This is a genomic window from Sphingomonas sp. NIBR02145, assembly GCF_027359115.1.
In the GTDB taxonomy this organism is placed as follows: Bacteria; Pseudomonadota; Alphaproteobacteria; order Sphingomonadales; family Sphingomonadaceae; genus Sphingomonas; species Sphingomonas kyeonggiensis_A.
In genome coordinates this window covers 4,774,139-4,790,295 of the sequence record NZ_CP114791.1, presented here as the reverse complement: position 1 = coordinate 4,790,295, position 16,157 = coordinate 4,774,139, and the positions used below count along the sequence as shown (strand labels likewise).

The following is a 16,157-nucleotide window of genomic DNA, read 5'->3' as shown; positions in this document are numbered from 1 at the left end:
ACAATCAAGGCACAAGCATGAAGGCCACGATCTACAACAATCCCCGCTGCTCCAAGTCACGCGAGGCGCTGGCGATCCTGAACGAGACGCCGGGCATCGAGGTCGAGATCATCGAGTATCTCAAGACCCCGCCGAGCCGCGACACGCTGAAGGACCTCTATGCCCGCGCCGGCATGACCCCGCGCGAAGGCCTGCGCATCGCCGAGGACGCCGCCAAGCCGCTCAAGGGCGCGGACGACGATACCATTCTCGATGCGATGGCCGCAAACCCGATCCTGATCGAGCGCCCGCTGGTCGTCACCGAGAAGGGCGTTCGCCTCGGCCGCCCGCCGGAGAATATCCGATCCATCCTATAATTTTCGGCCCGGACGCCCGGTTATCCACGGCTTTCCGAGCTTTGGTGGCCTGAAAATTAACGATCCGCCGCGTAGCATTCTCGTCGAAACGGGGGTGGAAATGCCGGTAAGGTTCAGGAATTACAGGAAAGGTCCGAAACGGGAGGCCGTGCGACTCAGCACCGGCCGAATTGGCGAGTCGCGGGCATGAACGCGCCTGTCTCGCTCCATTCCCCGCTCGACCGCCTCACCTCCTGGTTCCGGCGCAGCGACGGCACCGAATCCGATCGGGTCGCGCAGTATCGCCTGCGCTACGAGCAGGTCGGCGCCCTGCTGTTTCAATATGGTCTCGAGCCGACCACGACCAATTTCGACTTCGCCAGCCGCTTCCTCGACGGCAATGATACCGCGCTGATCCAGGCGGCCCAGACGGTTCTCGAATTCAAGGGCAAGCTCAGCGACCGCGACGTGGAGCGGATCGTCGAGCGCTGCACGCCCAACGACACGCCCGACAAGCTCGACAAGCTCACCCGCCAGCTCGAGGCCAAGGTTGCCGAATGCCTTGGCGCCGTCGGCGATGCCTCGGCTTCGACCAGTGCCTATTCGACCGCGCTCGGCGAAGCCGCCGGGCAGATGGAGAAGGAGCCGGCCGAGGCCTATCGCCGGCTGCTTTCGGCGACGCTCGACGTGGCCGAGACCACGCGCAGGATCGGCGGCCGGCTGGAGCGCACGCGCGAAGACACCAAGCGCCTGCGCGCCGATCTCCAGCGCGCGGTGCGCGAGGCGGAGGAGGATCACCTCACCTGCCTGCCCAATCGCCGCGGCTTCTTCATCCGGATGGAAGAGGCGCTGGCCCGCACCGACGCCGCGCCCTTCGCGCTGGCGCTGTGCGACATCGACAATTTCAAGGCGATCAACGACCGCCACGGCCACCAGACCGGCGACCGGGTGCTCCGCTTCGTCGGCCGCACGCTGAGCGAGTTCCTCGGTCGCCGGGTGACGGTCGGCCGCTATGGCGGCGAGGAGTTCATCTGCCTGTTCGAAGGCAGCGATGCCGAGGATGCGGCAGACACGCTCGACGCCTGCCGCACCAGGCTGCGCGAACGGATGCTGCGCGACCAGACCACCGACATGCCGATCGGCCGGATCAGCTTCTCCGCCGGCGTCACCACGGTCACCGGCGATCCAAGCGAAGCGCTGCGCATCGCCGACGAACTCCTCTATGCGGCCAAGCACGCCGGCAAGGATCGGGTGGTCACCTCCACCAGCGCGATCGCCTCGGCGGCCTGACCCTGACAGCTCCCCGGCGAAAGCCGGGGCCTAGGGTCACAAGCGACACGGCATAGAAACCCTGGGCCCCGGCGTTCGCCGGGGAACGGCGCTTTTCCAAAGCCCCCCAACTCCGCAAGAACCGTCAGGCGCCCCACCACCCCTTGCGGCATCCCCTCCCCTCAGGGAGACCAGGAACCGTGAAGCCAGACGCAAGCCAGCACTATCTCGCCCGGATGGGCCGCGTGCTCGATCATATCGACGCGCATCTCGACGCCGATCTCGGCACCGGGGCGCTGGCGCGCGTCGCGGCCTTCTCGCCCTTCCATTTCCACCGCCAGTTCGCCGAACTCTTCGGGATCAGCGTCCACCGCTATGTCCAGCTCGCCCGCCTGAAACGGGCCTCGCTCGCCCTCGCCTACCGGAAGCATAGCGTGCTCGACATCGCGCTCGACTCCGGATTCGGCGGGCCTGAGGCCTTTGCGCGCGCGTTCCGGCAGCGGATCGGACAAAGCCCGAGCGAATTCCGTGCCGGCCCGGAATGGGCTCCCTGGAACGCGGCGCTCGCGCCGCTCGAACAGGCAAGGAGCCAGCACATGACGCCCACCTTCACCGATGCCGATGTCACCATCATCGATTTCCCCGACACGCCGGTCGCACTGGTCGAACATCACGGCGATCCCGTCGCGATCGGCGACACGATCCGCCGCTTCATCGACTGGCGCCGCGCCAATGGCGTGGCGCCGGCGAAGAGCGCGACCTTCAACATCCTGCACAATGATCCGGAAAGCGTGCCGGCCGAGGATTACCGGCTCGACATCGCCTGCGCGGCGAACCGCGTCGCGCCCAATCATGCCGGCGTCACCGAAGGCCTGATCCCTGCCGGCCGCTGCGCCCTGATCCGGATGACGGGCCCGGGCGACAATCTCCGCCCCGCCGCTCACTTCCTCTACGCCGACTGGCTCCCGCGCAGCGGCGAGGAACTGCGCGACTTCCCGATGTTCGCGCAAAGGGTGAAGTTCTTTCCGGACGTGCCGGCGAGCGAGGCCGTGACGGACGTGTTCCTGCCCTTGAATTAGCCGCCCCCGGTAACCGTCCTCCCCGCCTTCGCGGGGAGGACGACGAAAGAGATGCGCGTTAGCCCAACTTCACTGCTTCAAATGGGTGATGTCCTGCTTGAGCCCGTACAGATACGCCGCCCGACCATCGCGGACCTCGACATCGGCGGTAATCCGCATCCAGCGCACCTCTCCATTCGGGCGCCGGATTTCGGCCTCGAAGGTGAAGCTCCCGCAGGTCGCGATCGCGTCATCGCGTAGTCGCTTGAGCTCCGCCTGCGATTCGGCGCTGTACATCGCCACCGCGTCTTCACGACGCAGCGGCACGTCCGGTGGCAGCCCGAATATCTCGAACACCCCGGGCGTCCAGCGCAGCGAATCGTCGGAAAGGTCGCATTCCCAGGCGGCGGGCATCGGGGCGAGCACGCCGGGCGCTTCGTCGGGCACGACATGCAGCCCGTTCGCCCAGCCCATCGGCACGCGGCCCGATGCCGGCTCCGCTACCCGATCTATCCAGTGACGCGACAAGCTACCACCCGAGATCCTGCTCCCTATGTCCCTTTGCTACGCCTGTAGTGGTTAATGTCCAGTCCCATCGAACAGCGACGAATCGGTCTTTTAATGTAGGATTCCATCTGCTTGGCTGCCCGGCGATGCCGATCCGCCTCTCCTCCCCCGCTACGCTGCCCGCCAATCCGGTGCCGATGTTTTCCGGCGCCGCGCACCCGCGTTGGGGATTCAAGAGATTCAACATTTCTGCTTCCGCCCCGCTCGGGGGTGACGCGGGCGAACACCCTCGCTATGGGCTGCGCCCATGAGCCAGATCACCCCCGAAACCGTCGCCGAACACGGCTTCACTCCCGAAGAATATGAGCGCGTGCTCAAGGCAATGGGCCGCGAGCCCAACCTGACCGAGCTGGGCATCTTCTCGGTGATGTGGTCCGAGCATTGCAGCTACAAGTCGAGCCGCATCCACCTCAAGAAGCTGCCGACCACCGGCCCCCAGGTCATCTGCGGCCCGGGCGAGAATGCCGGCGTGGTCGATATCGGCGATGGCCAGGCGGCGATCTTCAAGATGGAGAGCCACAACCACCCGTCCTACATCGAGCCCTATCAGGGCGCGGCGACCGGCGTGGGTGGCATCCTGCGCGACGTCTTCACCATGGGCGCGCGCCCGATCGCCAACATGAACGCGCTGCGCTTCGGCCGGCCGGATCACCCCAAGATGAAGCACCTCATCGCCGGCGTGGTCCATGGCATCGGCGGCTATGGCAATTGCGTGGGCGTCCCCACCGTCGGCGGCGAGGTCAATTTCCACAAGGCGTATGACGGCAACATCCTCGTCAATGCGATGACGGTCGGCATCGCCGATACCGACAAGATCTTCTATTCGGCCGCGAGCGGCGTGGGTAACCCCATCGTCTATGTCGGCTCGAAGACCGGCCGCGACGGCATCCACGGCGCGACCATGGCCTCGGCCGATTTCGGCGAGGACAGCGAGGAGAAGCGCCCCACCGTCCAGGTCGGCGATCCCTTCACCGAGAAGCTGCTGATCGAAGCATGCCTCGAGCTGATGTCGTCGGACGCCATCGTCGCGATCCAGGACATGGGTGCCGCCGGCCTCACCTCCTCGTCGGTCGAGATGGCCAGCAAGGGTGGCGTCGGCATCGAGCTGATCATGGACGATGTCCCCCAGCGCGAAACCGGCATGACGCCGTACGAGATGATGCTGTCGGAGAGCCAGGAGCGCATGCTCATGGTGCTCAAGCCCGGCCGCGAAGCCTTTGCCGAAGCGATCTTCCGCAAGTGGGAGCTCGATTTCGCCGTCATCGGCCACGTCACCGATACCGGCCGCATGGTGCTCAAGTGGAAGGGCGACACCGTCGCCGACATCCCGCTCGCTCCGCTCGCCGACGAAGCGCCGCTCTATGACCGTCCGCATGTGCCGACGCCGAAGCCGGCCGAGCTGGCGAACGTGCCGGAGAGCGTGGATCCGGCCGCGGACCTGCTCAAGCTGGTCGGCACCCCCGACCTCGCCTCGCGTCGCTGGATCTGGGAACAATATGACCACATGGTCGGCGCCGACACCACGCAGCGCCCGGGCGGCGATGCCGCAGTGGTCCGAGTCCATGGCTCGGGCAAGGGCCTGGCGATCACCACCGACTGCACGCCGCGCTATTGCTTCGCCGACCCGATCGAAGGCGGCAAGCAGGCTATTGCGGAGGCATGGCGCAACCTCTCGGCAGTCGGCGCGACGCCGCTCGCCGTGACCAACTGCCTCAACTTCGCCAATCCGCAGCGCCCGGAGATCATGGGCCAGATCGTCGGCTGCCTCGAGGGCATGTCGGAAGCCTGCATCGCGCTCGACTTCCCGATCGTCTCGGGCAACGTCTCGCTCTACAACGAGTCCAAGGCCACCGGCGGCGGCTCGGCGATCCTGCCGACCCCGGCGATCGGCGCGATCGGCCTGCTCAAGGACTACAGCAAGAGCGCGACGATCGCGTTCAAGGGCACCGGCGACATCATTCTCGCCGTGGGCGAGCGCTCGGGCCATCTCGGCCAGTCGATCTGGCTGCGCGAGCTGCATGGCCGCGAGGAAGGCCCCGCCCCGGCGGTCGACCTGATGATGGAGCGCCGCACCGGCGCCTTCATCCGTTCGGCGATCAACACCGGCTGCATCACCGCCTGCCATGACGTCGCCGATGGCGGCCTCGCCGTGGCGCTCGCCGAAATGGCGATGGCCTCGGGCATCGGCGCGATCATCGACCAGCCCCAGCCGTTCGGGATTGCGGGCTCGTTCTTCGGCGAGGACCAGGGCCTGTATGTGGTCACGGTGCGCGACGAATCGCTCGCCGACTTCCTGGTCGCCGCCGACAAGGCCGGTCTTGCGGCCGACCCGATCGGTCGCACGATCAAGGACCGGATCATCTTCGAGCTGGAAGAAGGCGATTTCTGCGTGAGCTTGACCGATCTCAAGGCGGCGCACGAAGCTTTCTTCCCAGAACTGATGGGGGAAGACGCCGCCCTGGCATGAGGTGACGCGCCGGGCCGGCAATGGAAGGAGGTCGTTCGATGACCGAAGGCTATTCCGGCACGCCGCTCGCGCAGAAGCTGGGGTTGAAGCCGGGCATGCGCAGCTGGTTCTGCGGCATGCCCGACAGCGTCCGCGACGAGATCGATCCCGAAGCGCTGGGGATCGAGGAATATGAAGTCGCCTGCACCGGGCTGCAGGCCGCGCACCTCTTCGTCACCGAACGGGCGAAGCTGGAGCGGGAACTGGACGCGCTGCTGGCGCTGATCGAACGCAACGGCTTCATCTGGGTATCCTGGCCCAAAAAGGCCGCGAAGGTGGAAACCGACATCACCGAGGACGTGATCCGCGAGGTCGCGCTGCCCAAGGGACTGGTCGATGTGAAGGTGTGCGCGGTCGATCCCGTCTGGTCCGGCCTAAAACTGATGATCCGCAAGGAAAATCGCTGAGGACCTAGGGAAGAATCCTTAGTGCCCGCCGGAGGGCACCGGTGACATGCTGCGGTCAGGGATTCCTATGACCGAGCATGAAGCGCTGCCCTGGCAGCCCTATCCGGAACTGAGCGACGAATCGCGGATCGAGCGAGCCCGGGCCTTCCTCGCGGAAATGGCCACACGCCGCAGCTGCCGCGCCTTCAGCGATTCGCCCGTGCCCCGCGAAGTGATCGAGGCAGCGCTCCGGGCCGCCGGTTCCGCCCCCAGCGGCGCCAACCGCCAGCCCTGGCATTTCTGCGCCATCGAGGCTCCCGAGGCCAAGGCGGCGATCCGCGTCGCGGTAGAGGAGGAAGAGCGGCATTTCTATTCGGGACGTGCGCCGGCCAACTGGATCAACGCGGTCCGCCCGCTCGGCACCGGCGCCGACAAGCCCTATCTCGAGGTCGCGCCGTGGCTGATCGCGATCTTCGCCCAGCGCCATGCCACCGAAGAGGAAGAGCGCCTCCGCAACTATTATGTCGTCGAGAGCGTCTGCATCGCCGCCGGTCTGCTGCTCGCAACGCTCCATGCCGCGGGCATCGCCACCCTGGTCCACACGCCGCACCCGATGCGCTTTCTCAACCTCGTCTGCCGCCGGCCGGACAATGAGCGTCCGGTGATGCTGATCGTCGTCGGCCATCCCGCGCCGGGCGCCACCACGCCTGCCAATGTGATCAGCAAGAAGCCGCTGGAGGAGATCAGCTCCTGGCTGTAGCGTCCTGCGCAGAACGCGGCAGGGGACGAGGCATGGCAAGGGCTGGACAGCGCATTCTGGTCTCGACGCTGGTCGCCGGCACGCTCGACATCGCCGCGGCGGCGTTGCTCGCGATCCAGGCCGGGCGCACGCCCGACAAGATGCTGCGCGGCGTTGCCAGTGGACCGTTCCCAGATGCGGTCCATTGGGGCCTTGGCGGGGCTGCGCTGGGCCTGCTTGTTCATTTCGCGATCATGGCGGTGATGGCCGCCGTCTATATCCTTGCTGCTGATCGGCTGCCGGTGCTCAAGGCGCAGCGCCTGCTGGCCGGCATCCTTTATGGCATCGCCACCTGGGCGGTGATGAACCTGGTCGTGCTGCCGCTGCGCTGGCCTACTGTCTTCCCGCATCTCGACCTGCAGAGCGTCGCTACCCAGCTCTTCTGCCATATCGTGCTGGTCGGCTTGCCCATCGCGCTGATCGCGGCGCGGCGCTGAATGAACCGCCCCGCCGGCAGCGCCCGGCTTGCCTCGCTGGATACGGTCCGCGGTGTGGCGGTGCTGGGCATATTGCTGCTCAACATCCTGTCCTTCGCGATGCCCGAGGCCGCCTATTTCAACCCGCGCGCCTATGGCGGCTGGCACAGCGCCGACCTTGCCACCTGGGCGGTCAACTTCATCCTGTTCGACGGGAAGATGCGCGGGCTGTTCTCGTTCCTGTTCGGCGCATCGACCCTGCTGGTGATCGAGCGAGCCGAAGCCGGCGGGCTAAGCCCTGCCGAGGTCCATTACCGGCGCATGGCCTGGCTGCTGGTCTTCGGCATCGCCCATCTGTTCCTCGTCTGGCACGGGGACATCCTGGCCCATTATGCGCTGGTGGGCATGATCGCCTTTGCGATGCGGGACATGCCGGTTTCGCGGCTGATCATCCTTGGCATCCTGCTGGGCCTGGCAGGGGCGGTGCTGTTTGCGACGATCCCTTTGGGTATCGTCGCGGCGATGGGGAGGGATTCGAACCCTCAGGCGCTCCATGACTATAGTCTCATGTTCGGGGTGCCGAACGCGGCCGATATCGCGCGGGAACTGGCGCTGCACCGGGGCGGCTACGGCCCGATCCTGCTCGACCGGCTGCAGCATGACAGCGGCGCGCTGACCGGGCAGCTGATCTTCTTCGGGCCCGAGACCCTCGCCTATATGCTCTTCGGCATGGCGGCGCTGCGCAGCGGCATGCTGCGCGGCGAATGGGCCCCGGCACGCTATCGCCGCTGGCTCGTCGCCTGCTGGAGCATCGCGCTGCCCGCCTATGCGCTGCTGGCCTGGTGGCAATGGGCATCGGCCTTCGACATCCGCGTGGTCGCCGCGATGATGCCGCTGACCGCGCTGGCCCGCCCGCCGATGATCGCCGGCTGGATCTGCCTGATCCTGCTCCTCGCCCGCCCCGGCGGCCGGCTGACCGCCCGGCTGGCGGCGGCGGGGCGCATGGCCTTCACCAACTATCTCGTGACCAGCCTGATCTGCACCACGCTCTTCTACGGCTATGGCCTGGGCTGGTACGGCCATCTGAGCCGCTGGCAGCTCTACCCCGTAGTTTTCGGGATCTGGGCAGCGATCCTGACCTGGTCCAGTCTCTGGCTCCACGCCTTCCGATTCGGCCCGTTCGAATGGCTGTGGCGCAGCCTTGCGCGCTGGGAGCTGCAGCCGCTCCGCAACACCAGCCTACGTAATAATGCGACTGCCTCGCAATAGTCTTGCGAATCAGTGTCAATAGCCCTAGATCACCCGCAGCGAGTTGCGAGGGTTCGATGGTCGTTTGCGTTTGCAATGCTCTGCGGGAACGGGAAGTGCGCGAAGCCGCGCGTGGCGGCGCAACCAGCGCATGCCAGGCCTATCGGGCGCTCGGCTGCCAGGCCAAGTGCGGACAATGCGTGCCATTCGCACGTGAGATCATCGCCGAGGAACGTGCTGCTGCGTAACACTCGCAACAGCCAAAAACCGCAGAAATCCGCCATTTTTTGACTGTTAAACGCGGCCGTCCGCGCCTATTCTGCTGCCCGAAATTCAATCAGAAAACAGGTGGCAGCAATGAAGGGCGACCCCAAGGTCCTCGACTATCTCAACGAGGCGCTCAAGAACGAGCTCACCGCGATCAACCAGTATTGGCTGCACTATCGCCTGCTCGACAATTGGGGCGTGACCAAGCTCGCCGAGCTGGAGCGCCACGAATCGATCGACGAGATGAAGCACGCCGACAAGCTGGCCGAGCGCATCCTGTTCCTTGACGGCCTGCCCAATTTCCAGCTGCTCGGCCGGCTGCGCATCGGCGAGACGGTGGAAGAGATCCTCAAGGCCGACCTGGCGATCGAGATGGAAGCCATCCCGCTGCTGCGCGACGCGATCCAGCATTGCGAGAGCGTGCGCGACTATGTCTCGCGCGACCTGTTCGCCTATATCCTCGACAGCGAGGAAGAGCATGTCGACACGCTGGAGAAGCAGTTCGACATGATCGCCCGCATGGGCCTGGAGAACTATATCCAGCTCAACAGCAAGCCTGTCGAAGGCAGCTGAGCCGCATCGGCATCAGGCATTCGGAGCCGGGCCCTTTCCCAAGGGTCCGGCTTTTTCGTATCCGGCACCGGACACGGTTGTTGCTCGACGGCGTCAAGGAGCGGCCGGCGATCCGGCTGGGGCGAGCGAAGCAGGCGAAATCCTACATTGCAAGGCGGGTTGGGTGCGGAGCGCCTGCCCCGGAGGAGCGGAATGTGGATTCCCAACCCCCGCCCGTGGGCACGGAAATCAGCCCCAGGCTGGTGGCGGGGTAATATCCGCGAGCGATGTCGCGCGTGGCACGCTACCCCTCCACCACCAGCTTCGCTGGCGGTCCCCCTCCCCCTCCGGGGGAGGATGGTGGTGCCAGCACCAAGAAGCACTGCGATCCGGCCCTTGCGGGGATGACGACAGTAGCGCGGCGATGTCGGTGGGTGGGTTCAGGCGCCCTCGCCAGTGCCCGAGACTGGGCCCCGGCCTTGGCCGGGGAACCGGAAGGAAGCTTGCCGCGCGAAGAAGCCTCACGAAATCCCGGCGGCCGGCGGGATAACGCGAACGGGCAGCCTCAGCCCGCGAGCGAGCGGCGGCCGAAGACCGGGCGGCGTTCCACCAGCGGATTGGATTCGCGCTCAAGCAGCGCGAGCGTGGCTTCGAAGAGCGGGCGCAGCGCCACGACATGTTCGAGGACATTGGTGGGCGTATCCTGGCGCTCGACGCAGGAGCGCGCGGCCATCTCGATCGTCTCGGCCAGATCGGCCAGCGGATCGGCGCCGAACTGGCGCGCCTCGCCCTTGAGCGTGTGCGCGGGAATCACCATCGACGCGGCATTGTTCGCGCGCATGGCTTCCTCGATCCGCGCGACCGACTTCACGCCGTCTTCGCGGAAATAGCCGAGAATCCGCACGAAATTGGCGCCGAGCTCGGTCCGCGCCTGCGAAAAACTGTCCCAGTTCACCAGCTGCTCGCTGCCGGTCATCGCTTCATTCCCCTACTCCGCACCCCAGAGCACGGGAGGAGATTAAAGCCGGTTCGTAAACACAGGGTTGATTTAGGCTAAGGGTCGTTACGGAAGCGTCTGGATTCTCAACCCTTATCGCGATCGAACGGGTTCTTCGGCGCACGCAGATTGAGCCGCACCGGCACCGCCCCGAAATCAAACTCCTTGCGCAAGCCGTTGATCAGATAGCGCTGGTAGCTCATCGGCAGCAGATCGACCCGCGTGCCGAACAGCACGAACGTCGGCGGGCGCGTCTTGTTCTGCGTGACGTAGCGCGGCTTGATCCGCTTGCCGCCGGGCGCGGGCGGCGGGTTCGCTTCGATCGCGCGCTCGAACCAGCGATTGAGCTGACCGGTCGAGACGCGGCGCGACCAGGATTCACGCGTCTTGAAGGCGACGTCGATCATCGTGTCGAGGCCCTTGCCGGTCACCGCGGACACGGTGAGCAGCGGCACACCCTTCACCTGGGCGAGACCTTCGTCGAGCGCCTTCTTCACGCCGTTGAACAGGCTGGAGGCATCTTCGGCCACATCCCACTTGTTAAGCACGATGATCAGCGCGCGCCCTTCCTGGAGCACACGATCGGCGATCTTGAGGTCCTGGACTTCCAGCCCGCGCGTCGCATCGAGCAGCAGCACCACGACTTCGGCGAAGTCGATCGCGCGCAGCGTGTCCATCACGGAGAGCTTCTCCAGCTTCTCCTCGACCTTCGCCTTCTTGCGCATGCCGGCGGTGTCGATCAGGCGGACCCGGCGCATATTGCCGTCGAAATCCTCCCATTCCCAATCAACCGAGATCGAATCACGGGTGATCCCCGCCTCCGGCCCGGTGATCATCCGGTCCTCGCCGAGCAGACGGTTCACCAGAGTCGACTTGCCGGCGTTCGGACGGCCGACGATCGCCAGCTTGAGCGGGGCGTTGGGGTTGTCGGGATCTTCCTCCTCGATTTCCTCCTCGCCCTCCCGCTCGACGTGCGGCAACAGCGCCTCGAACAGGTCGGCCAGGCCTTCGCCATGCTCGGCGGAGAGCTGGACGGGCTCGCCGAAGCCGAGCGCCATCGCCTCGATCACGCCGGTTTCGCCCGCGCGGCCCTCGGCCTTGTTGGCGACGAGGATGATCGGCCGGTCGGTCGAGCGCAGCCAGCGGGCGATCTCCTCGTCGAGCGGTGTCACACCGGCGCGGGCATCGACCAGAAACAGCGCGACATCGGCGTCCTGCACCGCTGCCTCGGTCTGCTGGCGCATGCGACCGGGCAGCGTCGCCGCGTCCTCGTCCTCATAGCCGGCGGTATCGAAGATGCGGAACTCGAGCCCGAGCAGGTTCGCCTCGCCCTCGCGGCGATCGCGGGTCACGCCCGGCTGATCGTCGACCAGCGCGAGCCGCTTGCCGACGAGCCGGTTGAACAGCGTCGATTTGCCGACATTCGGCCGGCCGATAATGGCGACGGTGGGCAATGGCATGGCGTTGAAACTCTTGTCGGCGTGGTTCGATCAGAAAGAAGCAGCTTGGCCCAAAAAGCAACGGGCGAGGTCTTGCGACCCCGCCCGCCTGCCATGGCCGGGACAGATATCAGCGGAACGCGGTGAGGCGGCCCTTCTCGTCCAGAACGTAGAGCGTGTTGTTCACCACCACCGGCTGCAGCGAGATCGGATCCTTGAGATCGATCGTCGAGCTGATGCTGCCATCGGCGGGCGAGACGAACACCAGCTCGCCGCGGGTGTTGCCCAGGATCAGCTTGCCGCCGGCGAGGACCGGGCCGACCCAGCTATAGGGGTTCTTCGGCTTCTTGGCGTTCTTGTAGAGCTTGAGCTGCGAGATCCAGCGGACCTTGCCGCTGGTGCGCGACAGGCAGAGCAGGCGCGCATCGTCGGTGACCACGAACAGCCACTCGCCCGCCACCCAGGGGGTGGAGATGCCGGCGATGTTCTGTTCCCACATGCGGTTGCCGGTGGCGATGTCCATCGCGACCATGCGGCCGCCCTGGCCCACGGCGTAGACGCGGCCCTGATCGATCACCGGCTCGGCATCGATGTCCGACAGCGACGAGACCGAGGTGGTCATGCTGCTGCGCGACAGCACGTCGCTCCACAGCTGGCGGCCATTCTCGTAGCGATAGGCGTTGAGCTCACCCGAGGAGAAGCCCGCGACCAGCGTGCCCTGGGCCGAAGCCGGGGCAGCGACGCCGAACACGCCCTGGGTCTCGAGGCTGGCCGATGCGGTCCAGCTGACGTCACCATTCTCCTGCTTCATCGCGAAGAGCTGGTTGTCCTGGGTGACGACATAGAGATTGTCGTTGGCCAGCGTCGGCGCGCCGCGCAGCGGGCCGCCCGGGCGCTTGCGCCACACCTCGGTGCCGTCGGCGACGTTGAGCGACACGACATCGCCCAGGCCGTTGGTGGCGAAGACATGCTCGCCCGCGACGCTGACGCCGCCGCCGAAGCGCGCGGTCTTGTTGCCCTCGGCCTTCACGGTCGCGGCGGTCCACAGCTCGTTGCCGCTGTCGGCGGACATCGCATGGACGACACCGTCGGTGTCCATCACGAACAGCTTGCCGCCCGCGATCACCGGCGACGCGGCGAGGCGCTCGCGCTTCGAGGTCTTGGCGACCTGCTTGCTCCAGACGCGCGACGGCGAGGCCGAAAGCGCGAGATGGCCCATCGACTTGGCGGCGTTGCCGCCCGGCTGCGTCCAGTCCTCGTTCACGGCCGCTTCGGGCACGAGCACGTCGACATTGGCCAGCGACTTGTCGCTGGTGATGTCGTTCTCGGACATCAGGATGGGAACGCGCTCGCCGAGCACGGGCGTCTTCTTGCCGCCCGATCCCTTGAAGACCCCGCAGCCGCTAACCAGCGCGAGTGCCGCAAGGGCCCCAGCCACCCTCAGCTTATTGTTCATTTAGCCTGCTTTTCCTTCGACTGATCGAGGACGTCGATCCCCAATACGCTCGCCAGCTGAACCGCGCGTTGCCGCGTCGTATCCGGCACGTTCTCGCCCCCCTGGGCAATCTGCTGGAGCAGCTGGCCGGCCTCGGCCCGCTTGCCCAGCTTGATCTGTGCGGCCGCCACCATCTCGCCGGCGCTGCCGAACCAGGCCGAATCCGGCTTGGCGAGCGCCTGGAGGCGCGAGACCACCACGTCCGGCTTCAGCGTGTCATACTCGACCGTGGTCTGGCGGAGCAGCGCATAGTCGCGATAGGGCTTGGCGAAGCCGCTGTTGCTGGCGACGGTCGCGAACTTGGCGGCGGCGCCCTTCAGGTCCTTCTTCTGGACGAGGAGGTTGCCCTCGACGATCGCCGACATTGCGGCGAAGCCGTTGGTGCCGCTGGCGGCCAGCTTGGCGAGCTCGGGCGCTGCCTTGTCGCCCTGGTTCTGCTCGATCTGGCGGAGCGCCGCGTCATATTGCTCGCCCTTCTGGCCAGCCGCGGAATCGCTCTGGTGCTGCCAGAACAGGAAGCCGCCGAGCGCCGCGAAGGCGATGACGATGCCGCCGATGATCAGCCGCCCATATTTCTGCCAGATGCCAAGCACCTGCGAGCGGCGATATTCCTCGTCGACTTCGCGCAGGAAGGCTTCGTCTGTCGTGCCGGAGGGGGGAAGCGCCAAAATCTACCTCATGCGTCTCTTGCGGGCGCGGACCTATAGCCGCGCCGTGCGGGAATCGATAGCGCTCGGTAGCCCGTCAATCCCGCGGCGCATAGACCTGATCGGGTCCCGGAAAGGACCGCGACCGAACATCGGCGGCATAGGTTTCAACCGCGGCGGAAATACGGCCAGCCAGATCGTCATATTTCTTCACGAAACGGGCGGTGCGCTCGAACATGCCGAGCATGTCGTCGATGACGAGGACCTGGCCGTCGCATTCGGCCGAGGCGCCGATGCCGATCACCGGGCAGGAGACGGCGGCGGTGATCTCCTTCGCCAGCGTCTCGACCACGCCCTCGACGACGATGCCGAAGGCGCCGGCGGCCGCGATGGCGCGGGCATCGTCGATGATCTGGGCGTGCTCGGCATTGCTGCGGCCGCGCGCGCCATAGCCGCCGAGCGCGTTGACCGCCTGGGGCGTGAGGCCGACATGGCCGACCACCGGTATGCCGCGCTTCGTGAGGAACTCGACCGTGGGAGCGAGCGTCTCGCCGCCCTCGAGCTTGACGCCGGCGGCGCCGGTCTCGGCCAGTACCCGGGAAGCGGAGGCGAAGGCCTGTTCGGGGCTTGCCTCGTAGCTGCCGAAGGGCATGTCGACGATCACCAGCGAATGCCAGCTGCCGCGCACCACCGCGGCACCGTGCGCGATCATCATGTCGAGCGTGACCGGCAGCGTCGACGGCAGGCCGTAGATCACCTGGGCCAGGCTGTCCCCAACCAGCAGCACGTCGCAATGCGGATCGAGCAGCTGCGCCATCCGCGTGGTGTAGGCGGTCAGCATCACGATCGGGTCCTTGCCCTTGCGATCGCGGATGGCGGGAACGGTCAGGCGCTTCATCGGCGCCGGGGTCGGGTTAGCGCGGCTCGTGGCCGTGTCCATCGTGACGTGCGACATGCCGGGCTCTCTAGCCGCTCCGAACCGCGCCCGCCAGCACCGAGCGGCATGCAAGTTCGCCGCGCTTGACTCAATGTTATATATTTCTAACATAGAGTCATATGATTCGAACTTGAGGTGAAGAATGCCATTCAAGGAAAAGATCGCCTGGATCTCGGTGGTCACCACGATCCTGGTGTGGGGCGGCTATTTCGGCTTCGGACTGGCGACCGGCTGGCAGATGCACGGCATGGTCTATGTCACGGGCTTTGTCGGCGCGGTGATCGTCCAGACGATCCTGGTGGTGGTGGCGAGCATCGTCACCGCCGCGCTTGCCCCCCGCGACGCCAGCGCGGGCAGCGACGAGCGCGACCGCGACATCGCCCGGCGCTCCTATGCCTTCGCCTATCCGGTGCTGCTGACCCTGGTCCTGTGCGTCGCGGCGAGCATGCACTTCGGCGTCAGCAAGATCGGCATGGCCTATGGGATCATGGGCGCGATCGTGATCGCCGAGATCGTCCACTATGCCGCGCAGATCGCCGGCTATCGCCGGGGATATTGAGCATGGCCTATCGCGAAAAGACCGCCTGGCTGACGCTGATCTGCATGATCGTGGCGTACGGCATCTACTTCCCGATGATGGCGCTCCGGGACACACAGCCCACGCTGTTCGACATCCTCTGGGCCTTCGGCATCATCGCCGGGCTGCAGGCAGTGGCGGTGATCATCGGCAGCATCGTCCTCGCCATCCAGACCGAGCCGACCGCGCGCCGCGCCGACGAGCGCGACAAGGCGATCGCCCGGCGCGGCGCCTCGGCCGGCTTCTATGTGCTGATGGCCGGCACGATCCTGGTCGGCGTGGTGATGCCCTTCACCGAACCGGCCCCCAAGATCGTCAACACCACCCTGCTCGCGCTCGTCATCGCGCAGGCGGTGAGCCTGGTCCTGGTCCTCATGAGCTATCGGAGGGGCTGGCATGGCTAAGGGACGCGTCGTCAACCAGGTCCGCACGCTGCGCTTCCTCGCCGGCGAGATGACCCAGGCCGAGCTGGGCGACAGGATCGGCCTTACCCGCCAGACCGTGGCGGCGATCGAACAGGGCAAATATTCGCCGACGCTCGAGGCAGCATTCCGCATCGCCCAGGTATTCGGCAAGCCGCTGGAGGAAGTATTCAGCTGGGAGGAATAGGCTTCAGCTACCCATTTTGGCAGAGCCGGCACTTGCACGGATCGGCAACCACG

General features: G+C 66.2%; 19 protein-coding genes. 13 read left to right on the top strand and 6 right to left on the bottom strand.

What is annotated here, in order from left to right; genetic code table 11:
* Nucleotides 1–17 precede the first annotated feature (17 nt).
* The 3 genes from arsC (at nucleotide 18) to O3305_RS22200 (ending at nucleotide 2,683) form a co-directional block, all read left to right on the top strand.
* Entirely contained in the window at nucleotides 18–356 is a 339-nt protein-coding gene (gene arsC, locus O3305_RS22210) for an arsenate reductase (glutaredoxin) (RefSeq protein ID WP_269574461.1), read from the top strand.
* Nucleotides 357–542: 186 nt separating this feature from the next.
* Entirely contained in the window at nucleotides 543–1,625 is a 1,083-nt protein-coding gene (locus tag O3305_RS22205) for a GGDEF domain-containing protein (protein WP_269574460.1), read from the top strand.
* Nucleotides 1,626–1,804: 179 nt separating this feature from the next.
* Nucleotides 1,805–2,683 carry an AraC family transcriptional regulator gene (locus O3305_RS22200; RefSeq protein ID WP_269574459.1) on the top strand — a complete coding sequence of 293 codons (879 nt, stop codon included), beginning with the start codon at nucleotides 1,805–1,807 and terminating at the stop codon, nucleotides 2,681–2,683.
* A gap of 69 nt (nucleotides 2,684–2,752) precedes the next feature.
* On the opposite strand, the gene O3305_RS22195 is transcribed toward O3305_RS22200, so the two are convergent.
* Nucleotides 2,753–3,190 (bottom strand): PAS domain-containing protein, encoded by a 438-nt coding sequence (locus O3305_RS22195; protein ID WP_269574458.1) that lies wholly within the window; start codon nucleotides 3,188–3,190, stop codon nucleotides 2,753–2,755.
* A gap of 286 nt (nucleotides 3,191–3,476) precedes the next feature.
* Here O3305_RS22195 and purL point away from each other — a divergent pair, with 286 nt between their 5' ends.
* The 7 genes from purL to bfr all read left to right on the top strand — a co-directional run bounded on the left by purL (nucleotide 3,477) and on the right by bfr (nucleotide 9,424).
* Nucleotides 3,477–5,696, top strand: coding sequence for a phosphoribosylformylglycinamidine synthase subunit PurL (gene purL, locus O3305_RS22190; protein WP_269574457.1), 2,220 nt, complete (start codon nucleotides 3,477–3,479; stop codon nucleotides 5,694–5,696).
* Nucleotides 5,697–5,734: 38 nt separating this feature from the next.
* Nucleotides 5,735–6,142, top strand: coding sequence for a hypothetical protein (locus O3305_RS22185; RefSeq protein WP_269574456.1), 408 nt, complete (start codon nucleotides 5,735–5,737; stop codon nucleotides 6,140–6,142).
* 67 nt (nucleotides 6,143–6,209) lie between these two features.
* On the top strand, nucleotides 6,210–6,881 hold the full coding sequence (locus O3305_RS22180; protein ID WP_269574455.1) for a nitroreductase family protein: 672 nt from the start codon (nucleotides 6,210–6,212) through the stop codon (nucleotides 6,879–6,881).
* Nucleotides 6,882–6,913: 32 nt separating this feature from the next.
* Nucleotides 6,914–7,357, top strand: a complete 444-nt coding sequence (locus O3305_RS22175; RefSeq protein WP_269574454.1) for a hypothetical protein — start codon at nucleotides 6,914–6,916, stop codon at nucleotides 7,355–7,357.
* Complete coding sequence (locus O3305_RS22170) at nucleotides 7,358–8,605, top strand: DUF418 domain-containing protein (protein ID WP_269574453.1); 1,248 nt, start codon at nucleotides 7,358–7,360, stop codon at nucleotides 8,603–8,605. It begins immediately after the preceding gene.
* A gap of 56 nt (nucleotides 8,606–8,661) precedes the next feature.
* Nucleotides 8,662–8,832, top strand: coding sequence for a (2Fe-2S)-binding protein (locus O3305_RS22165; protein WP_184169560.1), 171 nt, complete (start codon nucleotides 8,662–8,664; stop codon nucleotides 8,830–8,832).
* A 109-nt stretch (nucleotides 8,833–8,941) separates the two neighbouring features.
* A complete protein-coding gene (gene bfr / locus O3305_RS22160; RefSeq protein ID WP_184169562.1) occupies nucleotides 8,942–9,424 on the top strand; it encodes a bacterioferritin in 483 nt (160 codons plus the stop codon).
* A 544-nt stretch (nucleotides 9,425–9,968) separates the two neighbouring features.
* Here the strand turns inward: bfr and O3305_RS22155 are convergent.
* The 5 genes from O3305_RS22155 to panB all read right to left on the bottom strand — a co-directional run bounded on the left by O3305_RS22155 (nucleotide 9,969) and on the right by panB (nucleotide 14,936).
* A complete protein-coding gene (locus tag O3305_RS22155; RefSeq protein WP_269574452.1) occupies nucleotides 9,969–10,379 on the bottom strand; it encodes an Hpt domain-containing protein in 411 nt (136 codons plus the stop codon).
* A gap of 107 nt (nucleotides 10,380–10,486) precedes the next feature.
* Nucleotides 10,487–11,860, bottom strand: coding sequence for a ribosome biogenesis GTPase Der (gene der, locus O3305_RS22150; RefSeq protein ID WP_269574451.1), 1,374 nt, complete (start codon nucleotides 11,858–11,860; stop codon nucleotides 10,487–10,489).
* Nucleotides 11,861–11,969: 109 nt separating this feature from the next.
* Entirely contained in the window at nucleotides 11,970–13,295 is a 1,326-nt protein-coding gene (locus O3305_RS22145) for an outer membrane protein assembly factor BamB family protein (RefSeq protein ID WP_269574450.1), read from the bottom strand.
* Nucleotides 13,292–14,002: a tetratricopeptide repeat protein gene (locus O3305_RS22140; protein WP_269574449.1), complete on the bottom strand. Its 711-nt coding sequence runs from the start codon at nucleotides 14,000–14,002 to the stop codon at nucleotides 13,292–13,294. The genes O3305_RS22145 and O3305_RS22140 overlap by 4 nt, the downstream gene beginning before the upstream one ends.
* Before the next feature lie 76 nt (nucleotides 14,003–14,078).
* Nucleotides 14,079–14,936, bottom strand: a complete 858-nt coding sequence (gene panB / locus O3305_RS22135; RefSeq protein WP_269574448.1) for a 3-methyl-2-oxobutanoate hydroxymethyltransferase — start codon at nucleotides 14,934–14,936, stop codon at nucleotides 14,079–14,081.
* 124 nt (nucleotides 14,937–15,060) lie between these two features.
* Between panB and O3305_RS22130 the strand changes: the two genes are divergently transcribed.
* The 3 genes from O3305_RS22130 to O3305_RS22120 are packed head-to-tail and all read left to right on the top strand — an operon-like array spanning nucleotide 15,061 to nucleotide 16,104.
* Nucleotides 15,061–15,477 carry a hypothetical protein gene (locus O3305_RS22130; RefSeq protein ID WP_269574447.1) on the top strand — a complete coding sequence of 139 codons (417 nt, stop codon included), beginning with the start codon at nucleotides 15,061–15,063 and terminating at the stop codon, nucleotides 15,475–15,477.
* Between the two features lie 2 nt (nucleotides 15,478–15,479).
* Nucleotides 15,480–15,899, top strand: a complete 420-nt coding sequence (locus O3305_RS22125) for a hypothetical protein (RefSeq protein WP_184169577.1) — start codon at nucleotides 15,480–15,482, stop codon at nucleotides 15,897–15,899.
* Nucleotides 15,892–16,104, top strand: coding sequence for a helix-turn-helix transcriptional regulator (locus O3305_RS22120; RefSeq protein ID WP_184169580.1), 213 nt, complete (start codon nucleotides 15,892–15,894; stop codon nucleotides 16,102–16,104). The genes O3305_RS22125 and O3305_RS22120 overlap by 8 nt, the downstream gene beginning before the upstream one ends.
* The last annotated feature ends 53 nt before the right edge of the window (nucleotides 16,105–16,157 follow it).

Bases quoted from the DNA above. Each gene is read 5' to 3' on its own strand.
- O3305_RS22120 (WP_184169580.1), top strand. From the start codon at position 15,892: ATGGCTAAGGGACGCGTCGTCAACCAGGTCCGCACGCTGCGCTTCCTC.
- O3305_RS22205 (WP_269574460.1), top strand. From the start codon at position 543: ATGAACGCGCCTGTCTCGCTCCATTCCCCGCTCGACCGCCTCACCTCC.
- O3305_RS22185 (WP_269574456.1), top strand. From the start codon at position 5,735: ATGACCGAAGGCTATTCCGGCACGCCGCTCGCGCAGAAGCTGGGGTTG.
- O3305_RS22180 (WP_269574455.1), top strand. From the start codon at position 6,210: ATGACCGAGCATGAAGCGCTGCCCTGGCAGCCCTATCCGGAACTGAGC.
- O3305_RS22130 (WP_269574447.1), top strand. From the start codon at position 15,061: ATGCCATTCAAGGAAAAGATCGCCTGGATCTCGGTGGTCACCACGATC.
- arsC (WP_269574461.1), top strand. From the start codon at position 18: ATGAAGGCCACGATCTACAACAATCCCCGCTGCTCCAAGTCACGCGAG.
- O3305_RS22155 (WP_269574452.1), bottom strand. From the start codon at position 10,379: ATGACCGGCAGCGAGCAGCTGGTGAACTGGGACAGTTTTTCGCAGGCG.
- O3305_RS22125 (WP_184169577.1), top strand. From the start codon at position 15,480: ATGGCCTATCGCGAAAAGACCGCCTGGCTGACGCTGATCTGCATGATC.
- O3305_RS22145 (WP_269574450.1), bottom strand. From the start codon at position 13,295: ATGAACAATAAGCTGAGGGTGGCTGGGGCCCTTGCGGCACTCGCGCTG.
- bfr (WP_184169562.1), top strand. From the start codon at position 8,942: ATGAAGGGCGACCCCAAGGTCCTCGACTATCTCAACGAGGCGCTCAAG.
- O3305_RS22165 (WP_184169560.1), top strand. From the start codon at position 8,662: ATGGTCGTTTGCGTTTGCAATGCTCTGCGGGAACGGGAAGTGCGCGAA.
- purL (WP_269574457.1), top strand. From the start codon at position 3,477: ATGAGCCAGATCACCCCCGAAACCGTCGCCGAACACGGCTTCACTCCC.
- O3305_RS22175 (WP_269574454.1), top strand. From the start codon at position 6,914: ATGGCAAGGGCTGGACAGCGCATTCTGGTCTCGACGCTGGTCGCCGGC.
- der (WP_269574451.1), bottom strand. From the start codon at position 11,860: ATGCCATTGCCCACCGTCGCCATTATCGGCCGGCCGAATGTCGGCAAA.
- O3305_RS22170 (WP_269574453.1), top strand. From the start codon at position 7,358: ATGAACCGCCCCGCCGGCAGCGCCCGGCTTGCCTCGCTGGATACGGTC.
- panB (WP_269574448.1), bottom strand. From the start codon at position 14,936: ATGTCGCACGTCACGATGGACACGGCCACGAGCCGCGCTAACCCGACC.